We start from the raw sequence: 22,107 nt of genomic DNA, 5'->3' as shown, positions 1-22,107 counted from the left end.
GGACCAGAATCGCAGGTCAGAAGGCGGCGAGTTCAGTTCACGACGCCGTAGCAGAAGACTCGTAGATGGGCGTGCTCGACGTGCCACTCCATGCAGTCGATGCCCGTTGAACCGAGGTCCGCGAGAACCCTCCCGCACGCCTCGCCTCCGATCGGGCACGTCCACCAGGTGCGCTCGTCGATCACGACCACGCCGAGGTCCAGCCGCAGGCTCCCCACCTTGATCTCCGCCACACGACAATCGTAGGCAAACGCGACATACGTGGGTATAGGTAGGTAGACGCGACATTCGACTGGCTTAGCGTCGAAGTGCGGGCGAACGTAGGCGAGTGGCCTCAAACTACGTGTCGACTGGCGAAGCGGCGAAAGCGATCGGTGTGGACCGGCGCACGCTGCAGCGGTGGGCGGCTGAGGGGGCCGTTGAACCGGCCTTGGTGACGAACGGTGGTCACCAGCGGTGGGATGTCGAAGACCTGAAGGAACAGCTGCGCCAGAAGCGCCGTTCCGACAAGGACCAGCAGCCCGGATAGCAGAAACGGCGCCGCTCGCTAGCGAACGACGCCGTCTCAGGTTGGTGCTCGGTCAGGTTGCGGTCTTTCCGTCCATGCAGCGACGCAGTTCATCGAGAGACCTCTTCAGGAGCGCACGTTCGAAGTCCTGCGGGTCGTCCTCGTCCGGCCGGTACTCGGCCATCTTCTCGTGGACGTTGTCGTACCACTGCCGCAACTTGCTTGCGCCGTCCTCGGCCAGTCGCCCGTCGGCCAATGCGTGCTGGATGACCACTTCGAGCTCCTGCGCCATCAGGTCCGGCTTAGGGCGCTGCGGGTTGACCCAGTCGTCGGCCAGTACCGGGCGAAGTCGAGCTGCGTGCCGATTCCAGTGGAACAGCAGCTCCAGGTCCACCGTGAAGTCGCCGGGCAGCTCGGTCGGCCAAAGCTCCCGCACTGCAGCACGTTGCCCTGACCACGGCGTCGATCCGACGCGAGGAAGGATCTCGGGGAACAAGGCTCCAGCCACCGGCGCGAAGAAGCCGTGGAGCCAGAGCTGCGGGTACAGCGGGCGCCAGTAGAGGTCGGAGACCACCGCGTCCGCGAGACCCTGAAGTACGGGCTGAGCGAGAAGCGCGACGAGCGGGGGATTCCCGAAGTACTGCAAGTCGCCATCGATCAGGCAGATGACGTCGCCGTCGGTGGCCGGGACGCCGCTTGAGATGGCGGTACCCTTCCCTGCGGGCGACTCGACGACCTTCGCACCGGCCTTCGCCGCGAGGTCCGCGGTTTGGTCGGTGCACCCGCTCGCGCTGACGGTGACGTCTCCGTCGACGCCGAGCACCTCAAGGCCAGCGAACGAGTCGGCCACGACCTGCGCGATGGTCTCTTCTTCGTTGTGCGCAGGGATCAAGACACTCACGCTCATGTCGCGCTTCGACAGCGTCCGCTCCTCGACGAGCTCGATTCCGAGCGCCGGGTCGATCGAAGGTCGATTCATGCGCCACCTGCCGCGTTCAGCTGCTCGGACGTCCAAGGCCGCAGCTCCTCGGTGACCGTGATTTCGGTGGTGTCAGCCGGATACCGGGCCTCCGAGTACTCCACCACGCGGTCCTGAGTATCGATCGACCGGCTCAGGACGTGCAGCATGGGAGTTCCGGGGTTCATGCCCCACGCCGCCCGCTCGCTGGGTGTGGGCTGGGCGGAGAACACCGTCCGTGTGAAGCGGGCGAGCTCGATGCCGACCGTGTAGAGCTGGTGCTGATGGCCGCCGGGCCACGGCTCGTTGTTTTGGTCGAGCAACGCGGGATTGCCCTCGATGAGGGCGCGCGGGATGTAGGAAACGCTCCAGGAGCACCGCAATCCGGTCGACTTGTGGACCATCTCGTACACGCGCTGAACCAGCGGAGTGCCTGGCTCGACACCCAAGATCTGCGCCTGCTCCGCGTCGGCACTGGTCTCCGTGTAGATGGAGCTGGAGTCGGTGTCGTCGATCGAGATGCCGGCCGTTAGCTCGATGGCACCGGTCTCCCTGCGCTCGGCTTCAGGTCGGAGGACCAGGTCCTTCTGCTGCTGGGTCCATCCGTCCGAGAGATAGATGTTGTGCCGCTTCTTTGGCGCCTGAACGGTCGCGGGCTTACCGCGCCCGCCGGGCACAACCAGGCCCTCGTCGCGCAGGAGCGCGAGCGCGCCCTCAGCCGTCGCCTTGGCCACCTCCCACTCTGCCGAGATCACGCTGAGGCTCGGCAACGCGTCGCCCGGCTTGAGCTCTCCTGACGCGATCGCCTCCCGTAGGTGGTTGGCAATCCGGTCCCTCACAGGGACAAAACCGCTGGTCTCTGGGGTCATACGGCCATTAGACCACATCGCTTCCTAGTTTCCTAGGAAACCCCCTTGCGGATCGTTCGACGGGCGGGTTAGAGTGATCCCAACGTTCCTAGGAAACTAGGAACCTAGGAACCATCTAGCGGAGGTAAGACAGTGCGGAACATCCCGGTCAACCTGCAGGGTCACAAGCTCATGATCACCGAGGCGCCGACGCTGAAGATGTTCGAGAACGACCACGGCGTTCAGGAGGTCGTGACCGACCGGCAGGGGGTTCAGCAGTTCGTGGTCTCGCTGTTCGCCAAGCGCAAGGCCCAGCCCGGCGAGTACGCGGGCAAGGGTGAGGAGATCAAGGTAACCCTGACCGCCGACCCCGGCGAGGGCTTCGAGGAGGGCACCTACGTCGAGCTGATCGACGCGACGGTCAGCTACTGGGAGCGCAACGGCCGCTCGGGCCTGTCCTTCCGGGCCAACGGCATGACCCCGCTCGGCGCGACGGTCTCGGCCGCAGCCTGATCGAGCCGCCCATACCGGCCGTTTCTTTCTGATTCTTTTAAGCCGAATCCGGCTGCCTGTTGTTTGAGAATTCCATAGTGGGCCGAGCTATGCCCAAAACCGGCGGAAAGTGTCGTCGGTTGGGCTTTATTGACCCCCGGCCGTCTGCGGATGTTCCGGGGGTCTTTATGGCCTTCGGGAAAGGAGATTTGGAAATGTCGCTCAAGTACTGCCCGGCGTGCCACTGCGACAAGTGGCGCTACCAGCACACGCACGACCAGTACTGCCTGGACCGGGAGTGGGTGGTGTTCCTGTGAACACGCTGCAGCGGGACCAGGCGCTGGAGGATCTTCGTCGACTGTCCACAGAGCTCACGCAGGCCTTCGCGACCGCTGGTGATGCGGCCTACGCGGTGGACGTTCCGGGTGGGCCGACCGCGTGCGGTGCGGACATGCGCGAGGTGACGAGCCAGCTGCTGGCGTCGCTTCAGACCGTTGTGACCGTCATCCGCAGGGTTGAGGAGCAGGAGGAAGAGTCCGGTGAATGACCTGTTCAATTCCTCGTTCGGTTTTCACGGTTCGGGCTGCCTCGGCGGCCGGTAACCAGGTTTTCCCGGGATTGTCTCGGGTGAAAGGAAAGGTGGTTTCAGGTGGAGGTTATGAAGCAACTGTTCCGGCGCAATTCGCGCGGGGTCAAGCGGCTGTCGGCGATCGGTTCGCTGATGGATCAGCTGAACCAGGACGTGAACAAGGTCGAGTTCCTCGACGGCGAGTTCGTCGAGGAGCGGCACTACGCGGAGGCCCAGGAGTTGGCCGCTGCGGTGGCGAAGGCGGCGGACGCGGTGCGCGAGGGCATCGCCGAGCACGGTGGATCGAGTGTTGCGAAGGAGTACAAGTAATGGCCAATGCAGACGGTGTGACCGGCACGGTTCGCGAGATCGACGCGACCATGCTGGAGCTGACCAAGACGGTGACCAACTTCGGCGTTCCGAAGGGCCTCGGTGGTCCGCTGAACCAGCTGAAGCGGACGGTGGGCGACCTGGTGGCCCACCTGGAGATGTCGCAGCGCAGAAGCTAACCGCACAACCCCAAGCACGGCAGGGCGTCGGATTCCCAGAACGGGAGTCCGACGCCCTTTTTCATGAAAGGGCAGGCAGTCATGCGAGACACGCGAGTGGGCACGGAACGGACTCCGGCGCGGGTGGTCGGCGGCTGGATGCTGCGGCACCCCCGGACGATGGGCAGCACGACAGCGGTGGGCACGGCGGGCGTGACGCTCGGCTACCAGACCGTTCTGTGGGCCGCAGGGATCGCGGTGTTGGCCGGTGCCTCGTGGAGGTTGCTGGACGCCCCGACCTTCGACCGCTTCGCCGGACGACTCGTGCGGGCCTGGTGGAGACGATGGGCCATCTACCAGCGCCAATGGATGCGCGTGGTCGCCTCCTGCGGGCTGGTCACCTCCGACCACCGCGGTGACTCACTGGTGCCGAAGCTGGTCGCGGTCCGCTCGAACTGGGTTTGGGACTCGCTGCACATCCGCATGGCCAAAGGGCAGGAACCCGAGGACTACGGGCAGGCCCTCGATCGGCTGGCAAACTCCTTCAAGGCGCAGGCCGCGTCGATGCGCATCCTCAAGCCCGGCAAGATCGCCCTGGACTTCCAGCGGCGCGAACCGTTCAACGAGATGGTGATCCCGCTTCCCGCGATGCCGGAATCGGTGGACGCGGTGGACCTGCGCAAGCTGGAGATCGGCCGGACCGAATTCGGCCGGCCTTTCCACCTCGACTTGGTCAAGCGGGACATCCACGTGCTGTTGGCGGGCGAGACCGGCGCGGGCAAGGGCTCGTGGCTGTGGGGCATCCAGCGCGCTCTGGCACCGATGATCCGGGCCGGTCATGTCCGGCTGTGGGTGATCGACCCCAAGGGCGGCATGGAACTCGGCGGCGGCCGGGAGATGTATCACCGCTTCGCCGACTCCGACCGCGCCGGACTGGCGCTGATGCGGGAGTACGTCCAGACGCTGGACGAGCGCAAGTTCGAACTCGGGCGCCAGGGCATCCGCGACGCGTCCCCGTCCCGGGAAACCCCGCTTGACGTGCTGATCTGCGACGAGCTGGCCGCGATGACCGCCTACACCGACCGGGACATCCGCATGGAGTTCCACCAGCTGTTGTCCAAGGGCCTCACGCAGTTCCGCGCGGTCGGCGGACGGATCATCGCCGCGACGCAGGAACCCACCAAGGACGTCGTCCCCATGCGTGGGCTGTTTCCCACCAAGATCGCGCTCCGAGTCGATTCCGCCTCGTACGTGGACATGTGCCTCGGCGAAGGGATGCGGGACCTCGGCGCGTTCGCCGACAAGATCCCCGCCTACCTCGCTGGAGTGGCCTACGCCAAGAACGACGGACGCAAGGAACCCCAGCGCGTCCGGGCCGCTTTCAGCACCGATGACGACATCGCCGAGCTGGTGGCCTTCTGCACCGAGCTCAACAACGTGACCCCGATCCGCAAGGAGGTCGAGTTGCCGGACGGCACGGTCACCAACCCCTACGAAGTCGACTTCGAGGAGTTCGAGGACGACGAGCTCGAAGAGATCGAGCACTTCGAGGGCGACGAAGACGACGAAGAGATCGCCTGACCCATTCACAGTAAGGAGATTCACCCATGCACATCGTCCACGTTGAACTGTCCGGCAAGGGCGTATTGATGAGCCTCGGAGTCCTGGCCTTCGTGCTGGGCGTGCTGGCGCTGGTCTGGCTGGTGTTCAGCCCGGCCGTCGCGATCGGTATCGGCGTCGGCCTGGTGCTGCTCGTGCGGGGCCTGATCAAGCTGTTCAGCCCGGCGCAGTAGGGGGAGGGAACATGGAGCAGCCAGAGCACGGCGACGCCGACGACGGCAGGACACGGCGGGTCCGCAAGCTCGGGGACCGGATCTCCGAGGCTCGGCATCTGCGGGGCTTGATCCGTGATCCGGATCTTCAGGCCGTGGAGATGGAGCGCAACGGGCGGTGGACCCTCGCCGGGCTGTGGTTCTTCCTGGCGCTGGGGCTGGTGTTCACCACCACCGGCGTGCAGCAGTTCCTCGCCGGGGACTCCACACGAGAGGACCCGCTGTGGTGGGCGGCCTGGACGGTCGAGCCGATGTTCGCGGGCCTGTTGATCGTGCTGTTGAACTTCGAGGCGGTGATCCTCGCCCACGGGGTTTCACCTGATCACCAGTGGTGGTCGCGGCTCAAGCGGGTCCTGTTGACCTCGACGCTGTTGATGAACGTCATTCCGCAACTGATCCCGCTGCTGGCGGGCCGGTGGGGGGAGTTCAACGCCGGTTCGGCGGTCGTGCACGCGATCATCCCGGTGATCGTCTACGGCATCGCCGAGGTCATCCCGGTCATTCAGGCCCGGCAACGGCAGGTCATCTTGGCCGCCTACGCCGTCGCCGACCCACCCGTACCGGAACAACCGGTGGACCCGGGACCGGCCGAAGTGCCGGAACGACCGGAGGTACCGGAGCTGCCAGAAAGGCCAGCCACCGCGTCCACTGAACGTCCGCGACCGGCGGAACGACCGGACACCACCTCGGTCATCGGGAAATCGATGAACCTCCCGGCTGGCGTCGTACAGGGAATTTCCGACGCCTGGGAACACGCGAAGACCGAAGGCCGGGTGTTCACCGCAGCCGACATCCGCCAGGTTGTCCGCCTGCCGGAACCGGTGGCCGCGCAGATCGTCGCCGATCTCAACGCCGCCGAAAAGCCCGTCACCAACGGCCACCCCGTGGCCTGATGTGACGGCACCCCACAACTGAAGATCGCGAGTTCAACCCCTGCTCGGCGGGCATCCACCGAGCACGGGAACGACCTCCGTGGGTGCTCCGCCGAGCCCTCTTCTGGGAGGTCACATGGCATTGCCCGAAGTCCCGGCGGTGGACCGCCTCGCCCGGCGGCTCCAGTCCCCGGATTACCAGCAGTGGCGCTCGATGGTGGAAGCCACCGGCGGATGCGCCCACCCGGTCCGGCTGACCGGACACTGGATGCTCACCGACAAGACCACCGGCGCGCTGCTGTCCAAGCCCGACGGCACCCCGGCCCTGAAGTCCGGGCACCTGTTCGCCCCCTGCGGCAACCGCCGCGAGTCGGTCTGCCCGGCCTGCTCCGACCGCTACGCTGCCGACGCCTTCCACCTCGTGCGTGCCGGGATGTCCGGCGGTTCCAAGGGCGTGCCGGTCACCGTGGCCGACAAACCGCGGTTGTTCGTCACCTTGACCGCCCCCTCGTTCGGGCCGGTCCACAACCGCCGGACCTCGGCCAACGGCAAGCGGATTCCGTGCCGCTGCGGCCGCTACCACCACGAAGACGATCCGGCCATCGGCCAGCCCGTCGACCCCAGCGGCTACGACTACACCGGCCACGTCCTCTGGCAAGCCCACGCCGGGAAGTTGTGGAACCGCTTCACCATCTACCTCCGGCGACACATCGCCCGCGCGGCCGGTATCCCGGTGAAGAGCCTCAAGGACCACGCTCGGTTGTCGTACGCCAAGGTCGCCGAGTTCCAGAAGCGCGGCGTCATCCACTTCCACGCGATGATCCGTCTCGACGGCCCGGAAGGCGCAGCCGACGCGACTCCGTCCTGGGCCACCGCTGATCTGCTCACCGACGCCGTCCACGCCGCACACGCCGCGACCGGCGTCGAAGCGCCCGAGATCGACAGCACCACGCGGCTGCTGACCTGGGGAGAGCAGATCGACGTCCGACCGATCCGGGCAGTGGACGCCCACCAGGTCGAAGACGACCAGGGCGCCATCACCGATGACCGGCTGGCCTCCTACGTCGCCAAGTACGCCACCAAGGGCACCGGGAAGTCCGAGGCCGCCGATCGGCCGATCCGATCCCGCGAACACATCGAGCTCCTGGAAGCCAGCGAGCACCACCGGCAGATCATGCGCACCGCGTGGGACCTCGGCGGCCTGGAGGACCTCGACGGTCTCAACCTGCGGCGCTGGTGCCACATGCTCGCGTTCCGCGGGCACTTCCTGTCCAAGTCCCAGCGCTACTCCACGACGTTCAAGCGCATCCGGGGCGACCGCCAGATCTGGCGCCTGGAGCAGAACCTCGACGAACTCGGCGTCACCGCCGACTCGGTGGCCGTGGTCAACCACTGGGAGATGACCAGCATCGGCCACCGCGATCCCGAGGAGCAGGAACTCGCCCTCGCCATCGCCGACCGCAAGCGCCAAGCCCGAAAAGACCGCTACGCCAACGAAAGGACGGACTGACCATGCGGAATCTCTGGGGAACGCAGGACGTGGCCGACTACCTCGGTGTCCCGATCAAAACCGTGTATGACTGGCGCGCTAAGGGGTACGGGCCGATGGGGCGTCGTGTCGGTAAGCACGTCAGGTACAAGCCCGACGACGTGGAGCGATGGTTCGATTCGCTGGGTGAGGGGGTGGTCTGATGGGACGGCCGCCGCTTCCGCTGGGCACGTACGGCGAGATTCGGATCTACCAGCTGGGACCGAAGAGGTACCGGGCGCGAACGAAGTACCGCGATTACGACGGCGCGGTACGCGAGGTTGAGAAGGTCGGCACGAGCAAGACGAACGCCGCTGACAGGCTCAAGGAAGCATTGCGGGATCGCGCTCGGGCCGTCGCTGGTGACGACGTCCACGCCTCCTCCAAGGTCCGGGAGGTGGCTGAGATCTGGCTTCGTGAGTTGGATGAGTCGGACAAGGCACTGCGGACCAAGAACACATACCACCAGAGTTGGGATCGAGATCTTAAGGATGCGGTCGCTGACCTGCGGATCTCGGAGTGCACGGTTTCGCTGACGTCGAAGGTTCTGCGGTCCGTGCACGAATCAGCAGGGCCGGGTAGCGCGAAACACGCCAAGGTCGTGCTCTCGGGGATCCTGGGTGTGGCTGTCCGCTTCGACGCCCTGGAAACCAACCCGGTCCGAGAGGTCGTTCTGCCTCGTAAGAGCAAGAAGAAGGCGGCAGCAGAGTCGCGGATGGTGCTGACCGTGGATGAGCTTCCGGGCCTCCGCAGTCATCTGCGTAGCAATGCGAAGTGGGGCCGCTGGGACCTGCCGGACCTCATCGATGTGCTGTCGGCGCTGGGCTGCCGGATCGGGGAGCTGTTGGCGCTCGACTGGACCAAGGTGGACTTCGAAGCAGGCACTCTCGCGATCAAGGGCACTGTCATCCGTGAACCGGGCGTCGGTCTGTTCGTCCAGCCGCACACGAAGTCCACGGCTGGAATGCGGACGATCTCGCCCCCGGCGTGGGCGATGAGGCTCCTGCGGGGTCGCGCTGAGGTGGCTGACTCGGAGTGGGTGTTCCCATCGGCTACGGGCACGCTCCGTGACCCGGACAACACGCGCGCTGACATCCGGAGCGCGGTGGCCGGCACTTCTTGGGAGGGGCTTCACCCGCACGCCTTCCGGCACCTGGTCGCGACCGAGATGGATAAGGCCGGCAAGTCGGCTCGCGAGATCGCCGACTACCTGGGTCACGAGAAGGTCAGCATGACCCAGGACGTCTACATGGATCGCAAGTCCGCGGGCGGCTCGGCGTCCGAAGCGTTGGACAAGCTCGATCCGGGGAGCTGATCCAATTGTGGGGGTAAAGTGGGGGTTGATCTTGTACCAGATCAACCCCCCCACTTGCGTTACCAGGGGGTTCGGCGCCCCCAGCAGGACTCGAACCTGCGACCTAAGGATTAGAAGTCCTTTGCTCTATCCGGCTGAGCTATGGGGGCCGTTCGGTGGGTGGTATGCCCGACGTTGTGCAGCAAGGAGGGTAGCGGTCGGCCGCATCGCGTGTGGGAACGACGCGGCAACGTTGCCGAGCCGGTACACAACGGCAAGCTTTTCGACAACCGGCAAGCGGGTTATGCCGGGGGGAGTTTCCGCAGGGCGGCCGAGGTCAGGCCGAAGAGGCGGTCCGCGGTGTCGGCGGCCGAGGCGTCCTTGAGCGACAGCATCGTCAGCAGCGATCTGTCCGGTCTGATCGCCGTCGCGGCCGTGCACGTCTGGTACCCGGTGACGGGCTCGCAGTACAGCCAGCTGGAGTAGCCGAGCACGTCCACTTCGACGCCCCGCGGTTGCCGCTGGGCGAGGACCCGGTACGGCTCGTGGAAGCCCGCCGCCGCCGTGTTGTCCGGCTGCCCGCCCAGCAGGTGCGCGCACGCGCCCGGGACCGGGTTGCCGGGGTGCGGCGGACCCACCACGCCGCCGACCGGCACCAGGTCGGCCGGGGCGAGCAGGGTGCAGGGATCGACCTCGCCGCGCGGGGCCGGGATGTTCGGGGGCGTCGCGATCGCCGAGCGGGTCTCGGTCGCCTCGGGCTGGTCCTGGAAGCCCGCGGCCGGGATGGGGGTGCCCGAGACGTCGGCCGCGCAGCCGGCCAGCGCCGAGCCGCCGGCCAGCACGCACAGCACGAGCAGACGTGGCAGGCGGTCACGGAACTTCGGCACGGGGTAACCGTAGCCGCGGTGAGTGCGGGAGACCACGCCCAGGTGCGCCATCCTGACCGGTGATCGGCGCACAGCGACGGTTACGCTCGGTACGTGCCATCCGAGTCCGTCGCCGAACAGAGTTCCCGGCGCAGTGCCTCCGGCACGGTCGGCGTGCTGGTCTTCACCGCAGGAGTGCTCGCGGCGCTGATCGCCGCAGGCCTCACCACGCTGTCCGCCGGAGCCAACTACGCCCTGCTCGGACTGCCCGACCCCGGCCCCGTCACCCAGTACGGGCTGCCCGTGGTCCGGGTGATCGCCGAGACCGGAGCCGTGGTCACCATCGGCTCCCTGCTGCTGGCCTCGTTCGGCATCCCCGCGAGCCGCTCGGGGGCGCTGCTCGCCGACGGCTACGCCGCCGTGCGCACCGCGGGCTGGGCCGCCTCGGTGTGGTTCGTCGGGGCCGCGCTGGTGGTGCCGTTCCTCTGCGCCGACGCCACCGGGCGCCCGGTGGACCAGGTGCTCAGCGCCGACGTCCTGCTCGGGCTGGTCGACGCGCTCGAAGAGGCCAAGGCCTGGGCGCTGACCGCGATCATCGCGTTCGTCGTCGCCCTGGCCTGCCGGATCGTGCTGTCCTGGGGCTGGACCGTGGTGACCTTCGCGCTCGGCCTCGGCGGGATGCTGCCGGTCATCGCCACCGGCCACTCCGCCAGCGGCGGCGCCCACGACATCGCCACCAACAGCCTGCTGTTCCACCTCGTCGGAGTCGTGCTGTGGGTCGGCGGGCTGATCGCGCTCATCGCCCACGCCGCCCGAGGCGGGGCGCACCTGCCGCTGGTCGCCCGCCGGTTCTCGGTGATCGCCCTGGTCAGCTGGGTCGCGATGGCCCTGTCCGGGGTGATCAACGCGCTGGTGCGGGTCTCGCCGGAGCAGCTGCTCGGCTCCACCTACGGGCTGCTGGTGCTGCTCAAGATCATCGGCCTGCTGGTGCTCGGCGTGTTCGGATACGTGCAGCGCAGCAAGGTCGTGGCCCGGCTGGAAGCCGGATCGTCCGGGCTGCTGCGGCTCGGCGCCGTCGAAGTGCTGATCATGTTCGCCACCCTCGGCGTCGCCGTCGCGCTCGGCCGCACCCCGCCGCCCGGCGGCTACACCACGGTGCCCAGCCGCACCGAGCTCATCGTCGGCTACGCCCTCGACGCGCCGCCCACCGCGCTGCGGCTGCTGTTCGACTTCCGCTTCGACCTCGTCTACGGCACGGCCTCGCTGGTCCTGGCCGGGCTCTACCTGTGGGGCGTGCACCGGCTGCGCAGCCGCGGCGACAAGTGGCCCGTCGGGCGCACCATCGCCTGGCTCTGCGGCTGCCTGACCGTCCTCTTCGCCACCTCCATGGGCGTCGGCCGCTACGCGCCCGCCGTGTTCAGCGTGCACATGGGCCAGCACATGCTGCTGTCCATGCTGGCGCCGGTGTTCCTGGTGCTCGGCGGCCCCACGTCGCTGGCTCTGCGCGTCCTCAAACCCGCGGGCAAGGGGCAGCCGCCGGGACCGCGCGAGTGGCTGACCGCGTTCGTGCACTCGCCGCTGACCCGCGCGCTCACCCACCCCGTCGTCGCGCTCGTGCTGTTCGTCGGCTCGTTCTACGCGCTGTACTTCACCGGCCTGTTCGACGTGGCGCTCTACCAGCACTGGGCGCACCTGGCGATGAACGCGCACTTCCTGCTCGTCGGCTACGTCTTCTACTGGCCCGTGATCGGCATCGACCCGTCACCGCGCCAGCTGCCGCCCATCGGCAAGGTCGGGATGGTCTTCGCCTCCATGCCCTTCCACGCCTTCTTCGGCATCGCGCTGATGATGTCCGCCGAGCCCATCGGCGGTGACTTCTACCGCAGCCTCGACCTGCCGTGGATGACCGACCTGCTCACCGACCAGCGGCTCGGCGGGGCTCTGGCCTGGGCTTCCGGGGAGGTGCCGTTGGTGGTGGTGATGCTGGCGCTGCTGATCCAGTGGTCTCGGGCGGATCAACGGCAGGCCCGTCGTCTTGATCGTAAGGCGGAGAAGGACGGGGATGCTGATTTGAGTGCTTACAACGAGATGCTTCGTCGTCTCGCTGAGAAGGATTGATCCGTTCTACTGATCAAGAACTCCGTGGTCGGCCTGCTTGGCGGTGCGGGTAGCGGAACCTGAGCGGCTCTCTGGCTCCGGGATCCGAGACTTATGTATGCCAAATACACGGCTCTACGGCTGTCCTCCCCAGAGAGCCGCTCAGAACCCGCGGCGGTGCCAGCGTCTGAGGTGGGGTACTGAGAAACCGGCTTCGCCGGTTGCCTGACGTTGGGTCCTTGGGGGCCCGCGTGCGGGCCTCGGGTCGGTACGCCACTACGATTCGGGGTATGGCCGAGTTCATTTACACCATGAAAAACGTGCGCAAGACGCATGGTGACAAGGTCATCCTCGACAACGCGACCATCCAGTTCTACCCGGGCGCCAAGATCGGTGTCGTCGGGCCGAACGGGGCTGGCAAGTCGACCGTGCTGCGCATCATGGCGGGACTCGACCAGCCGAACAACGGAGAAGCGTTCCTGTCGCCGGGTTACACCGTGGGCATCATGCAGCAGGAACCCCCGTTGAACGAGGAGAAGACGGTCCTCGGCAACGTCGAGGAGGGCGTCGGCGAGATCAAGGTGAAGCTCAACCGCTTCAACGAGATCGCCGAACAGCTCGCGACCGACTACTCCGACGAGTTGATGGAGGAGATGGGCAGGCTCCAGGAGGACCTGGACCACGCCGACGCGTGGGAACTGGACTCCCAGCTGGAGCAGGCGATGGACGCCCTGCGCTGCCCGCCGCCGGACGCCGAGGTCAAGCACCTCTCCGGTGGTGAGCGACGCCGCGTCGCGCTCTGCAAGCTGCTGCTGAGCAAGCCCGACCTGTTGCTGCTCGACGAGCCCACGAACCACCTCGACGCCGAATCCGTGCTCTGGCTGGAGCAGTTCCTGGCCACCTACCCGGGCGCCGTCCTCGCCGTGACGCACGACAGGTACTTCCTGGACAACGTCGCCGGCTGGATCCTGGAGCTCGACCGCGGCCGCACCTACCCCTACGAGGGCAACTACTCCACCTACCTGGAGAAGAAGCAGGAGCGCCTCGCGGTCCAGGGCAAGCGGGACGCCAAGCTGCAGAAGCGCCTCAAGGACGAGCTGGAGTGGGTCCGCTCCAACGCCAAGGCCAAGCAGACCAAGTCGCGCGCCCGCCTGGCCCGCTACGAGGAGATGGCCAACGAGGCGGAGAAGACCCGCAAGCTGGACTTCGAGGAGATCCAGATCCCGCCGGGCCCGCGCCTGGGCAACACCGTCGTCGAGGTCGAGCACCTCAAGAAGGGCTTCGACGAGCTGCTCATCGACGACCTGTCGTTCAGCCTCCCGCGCAACGGCATCGTCGGCGTGATCGGCCCGAACGGCGTCGGCAAGACCACGCTGTTCAAGACCATTGTCGGACTCGAGGAGCCCGACAGCGGCACGGTCAAGGTCGGCGACACCGTCAAGCTCTCGTACGTGGACCAGAACCGCGCGAACATCGACCCCAACAAGAACGTGTGGGAGGTCGTGTCCGACGGGCTGGACTACATCCAGGTCGGCCAGGTCGAGATGCCGTCCCGCGCCTACGTCAGCGCGTTCGGCTTCAAGGGCCCGGACCAGCAGAAGCCGGCGGGCGTGCTCTCCGGTGGTGAGCGCAACCGGCTGAACCTGGCGCTGACCCTCAAGGCCGGCGGCAACCTGATCCTGCTGGACGAGCCGACGAACGACCTCGACGTCGAGACCCTGGGCTCGCTGGAGAACGCGCTCGAGCAGTTCCCCGGCTGCGCCGTGGTCATCTCCCACGACCGCTGGTTCCTGGACCGCGTCGCCACGCACATCCTCGCGTGGGAGGGAGACGAGGAGAATCCCGCCAAGTGGTTCTGGTTCGAAGGTAACTTCGAGGGGTACGAGGAGAACAAGATCGAGCGGCTCGGCGCCGACGCGGCCCGTCCGCACCGGGTCACCCATCGCAAGTTGACCCGCGGCTGAACGGAGGCGCCTTGGCGAGCGTGGCCGCTGTGGCAGAGCCCAGCTCGGTGGAGGGATTGCTCGAACCCGCGTGGCAGATGCGGTGGAGAGTTCCCGAACTCACCTTGGTGCTCAGCGACAGAGCGGCGGCGCTCGCCAGGCGCACCGGCGACCGGGGCGCGCGGCTGCGCGCCGAGGCGCTGGCCCTGTTCGCCACCAACCGGCTCGGGCGCGGGGTCGCGGCCACCGGCCGCGCCCTCACCGCCGTCCACGACGCCGAGACGGCCGGCTACCCCGACCTCCTGACCGGGCTGCGCATCGAACTCGGCTGGTGCGCGGTCAGCTCCGGCAGCCACGAGGTCGCCGTGCGCGTCCTGCGCCGGGAACTGGCGCGCGAGCGGATCGAACCCGTGCTGCGCGCCCACGCGCTGCTGGCGCTCGCGTCGGCGCTGCCCGGACAGCAGGACGTCGACGAGCGCGGCGACCTCATCGACGAGGCCGAACGCCTCTACGCCGACTGCGACGCCGAGCAGGACACCACTCGCGTGCTCAAGGCCCGGGTGTGGGCGCTGCGCGCCGCGCACCGCCGCCGCCTCGGCGAGTTTGCCGAGGCCGTCGCCGCCACCGACACCGGGCTGGGGCTGCTGCGGCGGCTCAGCGACCCGGAGGCCGAGGGCGGCGAGATCCAGACCCGCCTGCTGCTGGAGCGCGTGCACGCCCTGCTCGACCAGGGGCAACGCGTCGAAGCCGTGGAGACCAGCCAGGCCGTGCTCGCCGAACCCGTCCGCGCCGCGGCCGCCGGGCCGACCGGGTGGCTCGGGCTGGCGCTGGCCACCCGCGTGCACCTGCCCGCCGGGGACCACGAGTCCGCGCTGCGGGTGCTGGCCGAGACGGCCGCGATCTCCGAGCGGCACGGCCTCGACGGCCTGCTCGCCGAGGCCCTCAACGCGCTCTCCCGCGCGCACGAGCAGGTCGATGAGTTCGCCGAGGCATTGCAGGCCTTGCGCAGCGCCTACTCGGCCGACCGCCGCTGGCGCTCCGTCGTGCACCACGCCCGCCTCAGCCTCCTCAAGGCCTACCCGCCGGAGACCGGGACGTCGCACACCGAGGAACGCCGCGGGCGCCGGGCGGCTCCCGTGGCCGTGGTGTCGGAACCCGAAGTTTTCATGAAAACTTCCCCCACCCACCAACCGGACCCCACCCCGGAACCCGTTCAGACCGAGGCCGCCGGAGTCGACGAGACCTCTGTGACCAGGCACGACGAGGTCGCTGCGGTGGGTCGGGGGGACGCGTCGGCGTCCGAGGTGGACGAGGGTTCCTCTCGGGAGACTTCCGAGGGGGTGGGGGAAGTTTTCATGAAAACTTCCCCGTCTCGGGAGACGGAACCCGAGTCGAAGAGGGGTGGTTACGCGGAGGCGCACGACGCCGCGCGGCTGCTGATGGAGGCCTTGACGAGCCGGGCCGCCAAGGAGTCCGAGGAGCGCGAGGCCGCCGAGGCGCCCGCTCCCGCCGAGAGTCCTGACCCGGTTGAGACGCCTGGTTCCGCTGAGACTCTTGGTTCCGCTGAGGCTTCCGGTTCTGCTGAGATCTCCGGTGCTGCTGAGGCGGGTGGGTTGCCCGAGCCTCGGGTGGCTTTCGACTCGGCTTCGCCGAGCGAGGTGTTCGGTGCCGAGGAGGAGTCGCGGGCCGGGACGAGCCTGCCGGAGTCGCGTCCGGCGGCGAGCTGGTGGCCCGCCGACGAGCCCGAACGCGACGAGCCTGACCACTCCCAGTCCGAGCACGCCCAGTCCGACTACTCCCAGCCCGCGCACGCTCAGCCCGACTACGCCCAGCCGGAGGCGTACGAGGAGTCCGGTGGTCTTGAGGACGGGTACGGCGACGACGATCCCGCGCAGCGGTGGAGCGGCGACCCGCTGGCCGCCGCGGCCGACAGCCTGCGGCGGATCACCCAGGCCCACGACCGCCGCGAGCACCACGCCCCCGATCCCGACCCCGATCCCGAGCCCGTCACGCCGCCGCGCGGATTCCCGCTGCCCGAGCCGGACGAGCCGGTCGCCCGGACCCCGGAACAGTCCGAGGAGCAGCCCCGGGAGGACGAGCAGGAGCAGGGCGGACGCCGGTCGCGGGGCAAGTCGCTGGCCGAGATCCGGGCCGAGCTGCAGCTCCCGGCCGACCACCAGCCCTCCCGCCGCCGGGGGCGGCGGCACGCCGACCCGGACCCGCTCGCGGCGTTCCAGCCCGACCCGCCCGCCGAGCCCGAACCACCGGCCGAGCCGGTGTCCCCGGCCGGTTCCGCCGAGGACACCGACCCGAACCTGCACCGGGTCGAGCCGGAACCGGCTCCTCCGGAGCCCAGCGCGGACGCGAGCCTGGCCGATCTGCTCGCCGACGCGCTCATGGCCTACAACGCCGGCCGCACCGACGACGCCAAGCAGCAGGTGAGCGAGGGAATCGCGGCTCTCGGCTATGGCGGTCGCCACAAATCCGGTTACGGTGAGCGCGGATACGGCGACACCCACAGTGACGGCGACGGGAACCGCACCGATCACGACACCGTCGGCGAAACCGGAAGCAACAGACACGAGTCCACAGAGGATGATCGGCACGACGCCTTCGGCGCCCGGCACCGCGCACCCGGAATCGGTGGCGCGGCAGCGGATCCGTTGCTCTGAGAAACCTCCCGGACATCGATCATTGCGTCTGATTTCACCACCACACCTCGATCAGATCCCGAGCCCGTGAGCGGGAACTGGCAGTCTTAGAGTGGAACCTGTTGGCACAACGAGGTGCCGTTATGCGTGGAGCTGCCTGACATGACCTCGAATCCCGGACAGCTGCAGACCGGAACCACCGGCGAGCAGTCCGAGAACCCCGAACTGGCCAAGCGTCGGTTGTTGGAACGAGCCGTCGAGTTCGCACCCGAGCTCGGCGAACTGCTTCGCACCTACTACCGCCACGTGCCGGCCGAAGAGCTCGTCGACGACGATCCGAACGATCTGGTCGGCGCGCTCAGAACGCACCACCGGCTGGCCGCGTCCCGCGCCGCCGGACGTCCGCTCGTGCAGATCATCAACCCGACGCGCGACGAGCACGGCTGGCAGAGCCAGGCGACCGTGGTGCAGACCGTCACCGACGACATGCCGTACCTGGTGGACTCGCTGATCGCCGAGCTCGGTCGCGACAACGCCGACGTGCTGCGCGTCATCCACCCCATCGTCGTCGTGCGCCGCGACCTCGCCGGTGAGCTGCTGGAGGTCCTGCCCGAGGCGGACCCGGCCGACCCGCCCGCCGGGGCGATCGCCGAGAGCTGGATGTTCATCGAGGTCGGCCAGGTCGTCGACCCCGAGCGCCTCGCCGCGCTCAAGCAGGACCTGACCGACGTCCTCAACGACGTGCGCGAGGTCGTCGAGGACACCGAGCGGATGCACTCCTGCGCCCGCTCGCTGGCCGACGAGCTGGAGAAGGCCCCGCCGCCGCTGCCGGGCGAGCAGGTCACCGACGGCGCCGGGCTGCTGCGCTGGCTCGCCGACGGTCACTTCACCTTCCTCGGCTACCGGCACTACGAGCTGGTCGAGGGCGACGGCGAGCAGCTGCAGGCCGTGCTGGCCTCCGGGCTGGGCGTGCTGCGCAGCGACAGCGTCGCCGCTCGCAGCCTGACCACCGGCCCGGACACCAAGGCGCACGCGCTGTCCCGGGACCTGCTGGTGCTCACCCAGGCCAGCGCACCGTCCACAGTGCACCGTCCGGTTCACCCGTTCTACGTGGGCGTCAAGACCTTCGACGACTCCGGGCGGGTCACCGGCGAGCACCGGTTCCTCGGCCTGTTCACCACCACGGCGCTGCACGAGGACGTCCTGGACATCCCGTTCGTCGAGCGCCGGGTGCGGGAGGTCATCCACCGCGCCGGGTTCCCGCTGGAGTCCTACTCCGGGCAGCGGATGCTGGAGGAGATCCAGAGCTACCCGCGCACCGAGCTGTTCTCGACCGACTTCGAGACGCTGCAGGAGACCATCACCGGCGTGCTGGCGCTGGCCGAGCGCCGCAAGCTCAAGCCGTTCCTGCGCCGGGACGCCTACGGCCGGTTCTTCTCCTGCCTGGTCTACCTGCCGCGCGACCGGTACACGACCAGCTCGCGGCTGGCGATGCAGGAGGTGCTGCTCGACGAGCTCGGCGGCACGAGCCTGGAGTACAGCACGCGCGTCGGCGAATCGACGCTGGCGCGGGTGCACTTCGTCGTCCACACCGACCCGGAGGCGCAGGTCGAACCGGACCTGCAGCGCATCCAGCGGCGGCTCGACGAGGCCATCCACACCTGGGACGACCAGATGGTCGCCGAGGTCGACGCCGAGCGCTCCGGCCGCGCCGAGGGCGGCCCGGCGCGTGCCCTGTCGGAGGCCATCAGCCAGGTCGGGCAGGACTACGCGGCGGTGTTCCCGGAGGCCTACAAGGAGGACTTCAGCGCCGCCGAGGGCCTGCGCGACCTGCGGCGGCTGGAGTCGCTGAGCGGTCCCGACGACCTGCGCATGTCGTTCTACGTGCCGCGCGACGCCAGCGCCGGTCAGCGCCGCTTCAAGCTCTACGTCGGCGGCCGGGTCACGCTGTCCCGGGTGCTGCCGGTGCTGCAGAGCATGGGCGTGGAGGTCGTCGACGAGCGGCCCTACGACGTCACCCTGGAGAGCTCGGGGTCGCAGTACTACATCTACGACTTCGGCCTGCGGCTCGACCCGGGCCTGCTCGACAGCACCGACGCGCAGCTGCTGGACTCGCTGCGGCAGCGGTTCGAGGACGCCTTCCGCGCGGTGTGGCTGGGCGACGCCGAGGTCGACCGGTTCAACGCGCTGGTGCTGCGCGCCGGCCTGAACTGGCGGCAGGCCGCGGTGCTGCGCGCCTACGCCAAGTACCTGCGCCAGGTCGGCATCGCCTACACCCAGGACTACATCGAGGACACGGTCCTGCAGCACCGCACCACCACGACCGCGCTGGTGCGGCTGTTCGAGGCCCGCTTCGACCCGGAGCTCGACGAGACCGAGCGCAAGGCCCGCGAAGCCGAGCTCACCGAGTCGGTCACCACCCTGATCGACGAGGTCACCAGCCTCGACGCGGACCGCATCCTGCGCAACTACCTGAGCCTGATCCGGGCGACGCTGCGCACCAACTACTACGTCGACGCCGCCGAGCGGGAGCGCCCGTTCCTGGCGTTCAAGCTCGAACCCCGCGAGATCCCCGGCCTGCCCGAACCCCGGCCGCAGTTCGAGATCTTCGTGTACTCGCCGTTCGTGGAGGGCGTGCACCTGCGGTTCGGGTCCGTCGCCCGAGGCGGTCTGCGCTGGTCGGACCGGCCGCAGGACTTCCGCACCGAGATCCTGGGCCTGGTCAAGGCGCAGGCGGTGAAGAACGCGGTGATCGTGCCGGTCGGCGCCAAGGGCGGGTTCGTCGTCAAGCGCCCGCCGATCGCCACCGGCGACCCGGCGGTGGACCGCAAGGCCGCGCAGGACGAGGGCGTGGCCTGCTACCGGATGTTCATCTCCGGCCTGCTCGACCTCACCGACAACCTGGTGGGCGGCGAGGTCGCCCCGCCGCCGAACGTGGTGCGCCACGACGGTGATGACACCTACCTGGTCGTCGCCGCCGACAAGGGCACCGCGACGTTCTCCGACATCGCCAACGACGTCGCGAAGTCCTACGGCTTCTGGCTCGGCGACGCCTTCGCCTCCGGCGGCTCGGTCGGCTACGACCACAAGGCCATGGGCATCACCGCCAAGGGCGCGTGGGAGAGCGTCAAGCGGCACTTCCGCGAGCTCGACGTGGACACCCAGAGCGAGGAGTTCACCGTCGTCGGCGTCGGCGACATGGCCGGTGACGTGTTCGGCAACGGGATGCTGCTCTCCGAGCACATCCGGCTGGTGGCCGCGTTCAACCACATGCACATCTTCATCGACCCGGACCCGGACGCGGCGAGTTCCTTCGCCGAGCGGCGCAGGCTGTTCGACCTGCCGCGTTCCACCTGGGACGACTACGACCGCACCAAGATCAGCGAGGGCGGCGGCGTGTGGTCGCGCTCGCTGAAGTCGATCCCGCTGAACCCGCAGATCCGCCGGGCCCTGGGCATCGACGAGTCGGTGCGCGGCCTGGCCCCGGCCGAGCTGATCAAGCGGATCCTGCTGGCCCCGGCCGACCTGCTGTGGAACGGCGGCATCGGCACCTACGTCAAGTCGGCGGGGGAGAGCCACGCCGAGGTCGGCGACAAGGCCAACGACGCGGTCCGGGTCAACGGCGCCGACCTGCGGGTCAAGGTCGTCGGCGAGGGCGGCAACCTGGGTCTCACCTCGCTGGGCCGGATCGAGTTCTCCCGCGCGGGCGGCAAGGTCAACACCGACGCGCTGGACAACTCCGCCGGCGTCGACTGCTCCGACCACGAGGTCAACATCAAGATCCTGCTGGACCACCTGGTGGGCGAGGGCAGGCTCAGCGGGCAGCAGCGCAACGAGCTGCTGGCCGAGATGACCGACGAGGTCGGCGAGCTGGTGCTGGCCGACAACCACCGGCAGAACGCGGTGCTGGGCATCTCCCGCGCCCACTCCGGCCCGATGCTGCCGGTGCACGCCCGGCAGGTCGCGGCGCTGGAGCAGACCGCGGGCCTGGACCGCGAGCTGGAGGCGCTGCCGACCAAGAAGGCCTTCCGGGACCTGGAGAAGAACGGCGACGGGCTGAGCTCACCGGAGCTGGCGACGCTGATGGCGCACGTCAAGCTCCAGCTCAAGCGCGACGTCCTCGACAGCGGGCTGCCGGACACCGAGGCCTTCGCCGAGCGGCTGCCGGAGTACTTCCCGAAGCCGCTGCGGGAGCGCTACGGCGACGCCATCGCCGCGCACCCGCTGCGCCGCGAGATCATCACGACGCTGCTGGTCAACGAGATGGTCGACGGCGCGGGCATCTCCTACGCCTACCGGCTGGCCGAGGAGCTCAGCGCCTCGACCACCGACGCGGTGCGGGCCTTCGCGGTCGTCACCAACGTCTACGACCTGCGGCGCCTGTGGGCCGACATCGACGCCCTGGGCGGGACGGTGCCCAGCGCGGTCGCCGACGAGATGGTGCTGGAGAGCCGGCGCCTGCTCGACCGGGCGGCCCGCTGGATGCTGACCAACCGGCCGCAGCCGCTGGCCATCGGCGCCGAGATCACCCGGTTCCGGCCGGTCGTCGACGAGCTCACCCCGACCGTGCGCGGACTGCTGCGCGGCCGGGCCGCCGAGGGCGTCGCCGCGCAGATCGAGCGCTGGGTCGCCGCCGGGGTGCCGGAGGAGCTGGCCGAGCGGGTCGCGGTGCTGCTCGACGCCTACGCGCTGCTCGACATCCGGGAGGTCGCCGAGCTCGCCGAGCGCGACGCGGGCATCACCGCCGAGCGCAGCCCGCGGGAGAGCGCCGAGCTGTACTACGCGCTCTGGGCCCACCTGGACGTGGAGCGGATGCTCATCGCGGTCAACGAGCTGGAGCGCGGCAACCGGTGGCACGCACTGGCTAGGCTGGCGCTGCGGGACGACTTCTACGCATCGCTGCGGGCGATCACGGTCGACGTCCTGCGCACCTCCGAACCCGAGGACGCCTCGGAGGACAAGATCGCGCGCTGGGAGTCGGCGAACGCCTCCCGACTGGCGCGGGCCAACTCGTCGCTGGAGCAGATCGTGAGCTCCGGGCGGCTGGACCTGGCCACGCTGTCTGTCGCGGCCCGCCAGCTCCGCAGCATGGTCCGGTGAACCCGGGGTGGGGGGCGTCCTCGCGAGGACGCCCCCCACCCCCGACAGCGGAAAGGAAACCC

At 68.7% G+C, this 22,107-nt stretch carries 19 protein-coding genes and 1 tRNA gene; 15 read left to right on the top strand and 5 right to left on the bottom strand.

Annotated elements, in window-relative coordinates; translation table 11 throughout:
* Positions 1–32: 32 nt before the first annotated feature.
* Positions 33–233: a hypothetical protein gene (locus BM424_RS22185; RefSeq protein WP_093421299.1), complete on the bottom strand. Its 201-nt coding sequence runs from the start codon at positions 231–233 to the stop codon at positions 33–35.
* A gap of 95 nt (positions 234–328) precedes the next feature.
* Here BM424_RS22185 and BM424_RS22180 point away from each other — a divergent pair, with 95 nt between their 5' ends.
* Complete coding sequence (locus BM424_RS22180) at positions 329–529, top strand: helix-turn-helix domain-containing protein (protein WP_093421296.1); 201 nt, start codon at positions 329–331, stop codon at positions 527–529.
* 52 nt (positions 530–581) lie between these two features.
* Here BM424_RS22180 and BM424_RS22175 read toward each other — a convergent pair whose 3' ends face one another.
* Together BM424_RS22175 and BM424_RS22170 are read right to left on the bottom strand one after the other, a co-directional pair.
* Positions 582–1,487, bottom strand: coding sequence for a glycosyltransferase (locus BM424_RS22175; protein ID WP_093421293.1), 906 nt, complete (start codon positions 1,485–1,487; stop codon positions 582–584).
* The gene (locus BM424_RS22170; protein ID WP_093421291.1) at positions 1,484–2,335 is read right to left on the bottom strand and encodes a GntR family transcriptional regulator; all 852 of its coding nucleotides are present in this window, start codon (positions 2,333–2,335) and stop codon (positions 1,484–1,486) included. Before BM424_RS22170 ends, BM424_RS22175 begins: the two co-directional genes overlap by 4 nt.
* Positions 2,336–2,467: 132 nt before the next feature.
* Between BM424_RS22170 and BM424_RS22165 the strand changes: the two genes are divergently transcribed.
* From BM424_RS22165 to BM424_RS22120, 10 genes are all read left to right on the top strand, one after another.
* Positions 2,468–2,827: a hypothetical protein gene (locus BM424_RS22165; RefSeq protein WP_175548210.1), complete on the top strand. Its 360-nt coding sequence runs from the start codon at positions 2,468–2,470 to the stop codon at positions 2,825–2,827.
* 292 nt (positions 2,828–3,119) lie between these two features.
* Positions 3,120–3,353 carry a hypothetical protein gene (locus tag BM424_RS22160; RefSeq protein WP_093421288.1) on the top strand — a complete coding sequence of 78 codons (234 nt, stop codon included), beginning with the start codon at positions 3,120–3,122 and terminating at the stop codon, positions 3,351–3,353.
* Positions 3,354–3,464: 111 nt separating this feature from the next.
* Positions 3,465–3,704 carry a hypothetical protein gene (locus tag BM424_RS22155; RefSeq protein ID WP_093421285.1) on the top strand — a complete coding sequence of 80 codons (240 nt, stop codon included), beginning with the start codon at positions 3,465–3,467 and terminating at the stop codon, positions 3,702–3,704.
* Complete coding sequence (locus BM424_RS22150) at positions 3,704–3,883, top strand: hypothetical protein (RefSeq protein WP_093421283.1); 180 nt, start codon at positions 3,704–3,706, stop codon at positions 3,881–3,883. The genes BM424_RS22155 and BM424_RS22150 overlap by 1 nt, the downstream gene beginning before the upstream one ends.
* 81 nt (positions 3,884–3,964) lie before the next feature.
* Positions 3,965–5,443 carry an FtsK/SpoIIIE domain-containing protein gene (locus BM424_RS22145; protein WP_093421280.1) on the top strand — a complete coding sequence of 493 codons (1,479 nt, stop codon included), beginning with the start codon at positions 3,965–3,967 and terminating at the stop codon, positions 5,441–5,443.
* Positions 5,444–5,469: 26 nt separating this feature from the next.
* Entirely contained in the window at positions 5,470–5,655 is a 186-nt protein-coding gene (locus BM424_RS22140; protein ID WP_093421278.1) for a hypothetical protein, read from the top strand.
* Positions 5,656–5,666: 11 nt separating this feature from the next.
* Positions 5,667–6,587 carry a hypothetical protein gene (locus BM424_RS22135; protein WP_093421275.1) on the top strand — a complete coding sequence of 307 codons (921 nt, stop codon included), beginning with the start codon at positions 5,667–5,669 and terminating at the stop codon, positions 6,585–6,587.
* 115 nt (positions 6,588–6,702) lie between these two features.
* Positions 6,703–8,076, top strand: a complete 1,374-nt coding sequence (locus BM424_RS22130) for a replication initiator (RefSeq protein WP_093421273.1) — start codon at positions 6,703–6,705, stop codon at positions 8,074–8,076.
* Positions 8,077–8,078: 2 nt separating this feature from the next.
* Positions 8,079–8,258 (top strand): helix-turn-helix domain-containing protein, encoded by a 180-nt coding sequence (locus tag BM424_RS22125; RefSeq protein ID WP_093421270.1) that lies wholly within the window; start codon positions 8,079–8,081, stop codon positions 8,256–8,258.
* Positions 8,258–9,409 carry a site-specific integrase gene (locus BM424_RS22120; protein WP_093421268.1) on the top strand — a complete coding sequence of 384 codons (1,152 nt, stop codon included), beginning with the start codon at positions 8,258–8,260 and terminating at the stop codon, positions 9,407–9,409. The genes BM424_RS22125 and BM424_RS22120 overlap by 1 nt, the downstream gene beginning before the upstream one ends.
* Before the next feature lie 75 nt (positions 9,410–9,484).
* On the opposite strand, the gene BM424_RS22115 is transcribed toward BM424_RS22120, so the two are convergent.
* Together BM424_RS22115 and BM424_RS22110 are read right to left on the bottom strand one after the other, a co-directional pair.
* A tRNA-Arg gene (locus BM424_RS22115) sits at positions 9,485–9,558 on the bottom strand.
* A 132-nt stretch (positions 9,559–9,690) separates the two neighbouring features.
* The gene (locus BM424_RS22110; protein ID WP_245776037.1) at positions 9,691–10,275 is read right to left on the bottom strand and encodes a DUF3558 domain-containing protein; all 585 of its coding nucleotides are present in this window, start codon (positions 10,273–10,275) and stop codon (positions 9,691–9,693) included.
* A 93-nt stretch (positions 10,276–10,368) separates the two neighbouring features.
* Between BM424_RS22110 and BM424_RS22105 the strand changes: the two genes are divergently transcribed.
* From BM424_RS22105 to BM424_RS22090, 4 genes are all read left to right on the top strand, one after another.
* A complete protein-coding gene (locus tag BM424_RS22105; RefSeq protein WP_093421265.1) occupies positions 10,369–12,372 on the top strand; it encodes a bifunctional copper resistance protein CopD/cytochrome c oxidase assembly protein in 2,004 nt (667 codons plus the stop codon).
* A 269-nt stretch (positions 12,373–12,641) separates the two neighbouring features.
* Entirely contained in the window at positions 12,642–14,315 is a 1,674-nt protein-coding gene (ettA, locus tag BM424_RS22100; protein ID WP_093421262.1) for an energy-dependent translational throttle protein EttA, read from the top strand.
* 29 nt (positions 14,316–14,344) lie between these two features.
* On the top strand, positions 14,345–16,966 hold the full coding sequence (locus tag BM424_RS22095; RefSeq protein ID WP_139274132.1) for an ATP-binding protein: 2,622 nt from the start codon (positions 14,345–14,347) through the stop codon (positions 16,964–16,966).
* A gap of 141 nt (positions 16,967–17,107) precedes the next feature.
* Positions 17,108–22,045, top strand: coding sequence for an NAD-glutamate dehydrogenase (locus BM424_RS22090; protein ID WP_093421257.1), 4,938 nt, complete (start codon positions 17,108–17,110; stop codon positions 22,043–22,045).
* Positions 22,046–22,107: the final 62 nt, after the last annotated feature.

This window comes from Saccharopolyspora flava, assembly GCF_900116135.1.
Classification (GTDB): domain Bacteria; phylum Actinomycetota; class Actinomycetes; order Mycobacteriales; family Pseudonocardiaceae; genus Saccharopolyspora; species Saccharopolyspora flava.
Note: the sequence above shows the minus strand (reverse complement) of the source record. Positions and strands in the feature narration are given on the sequence as shown.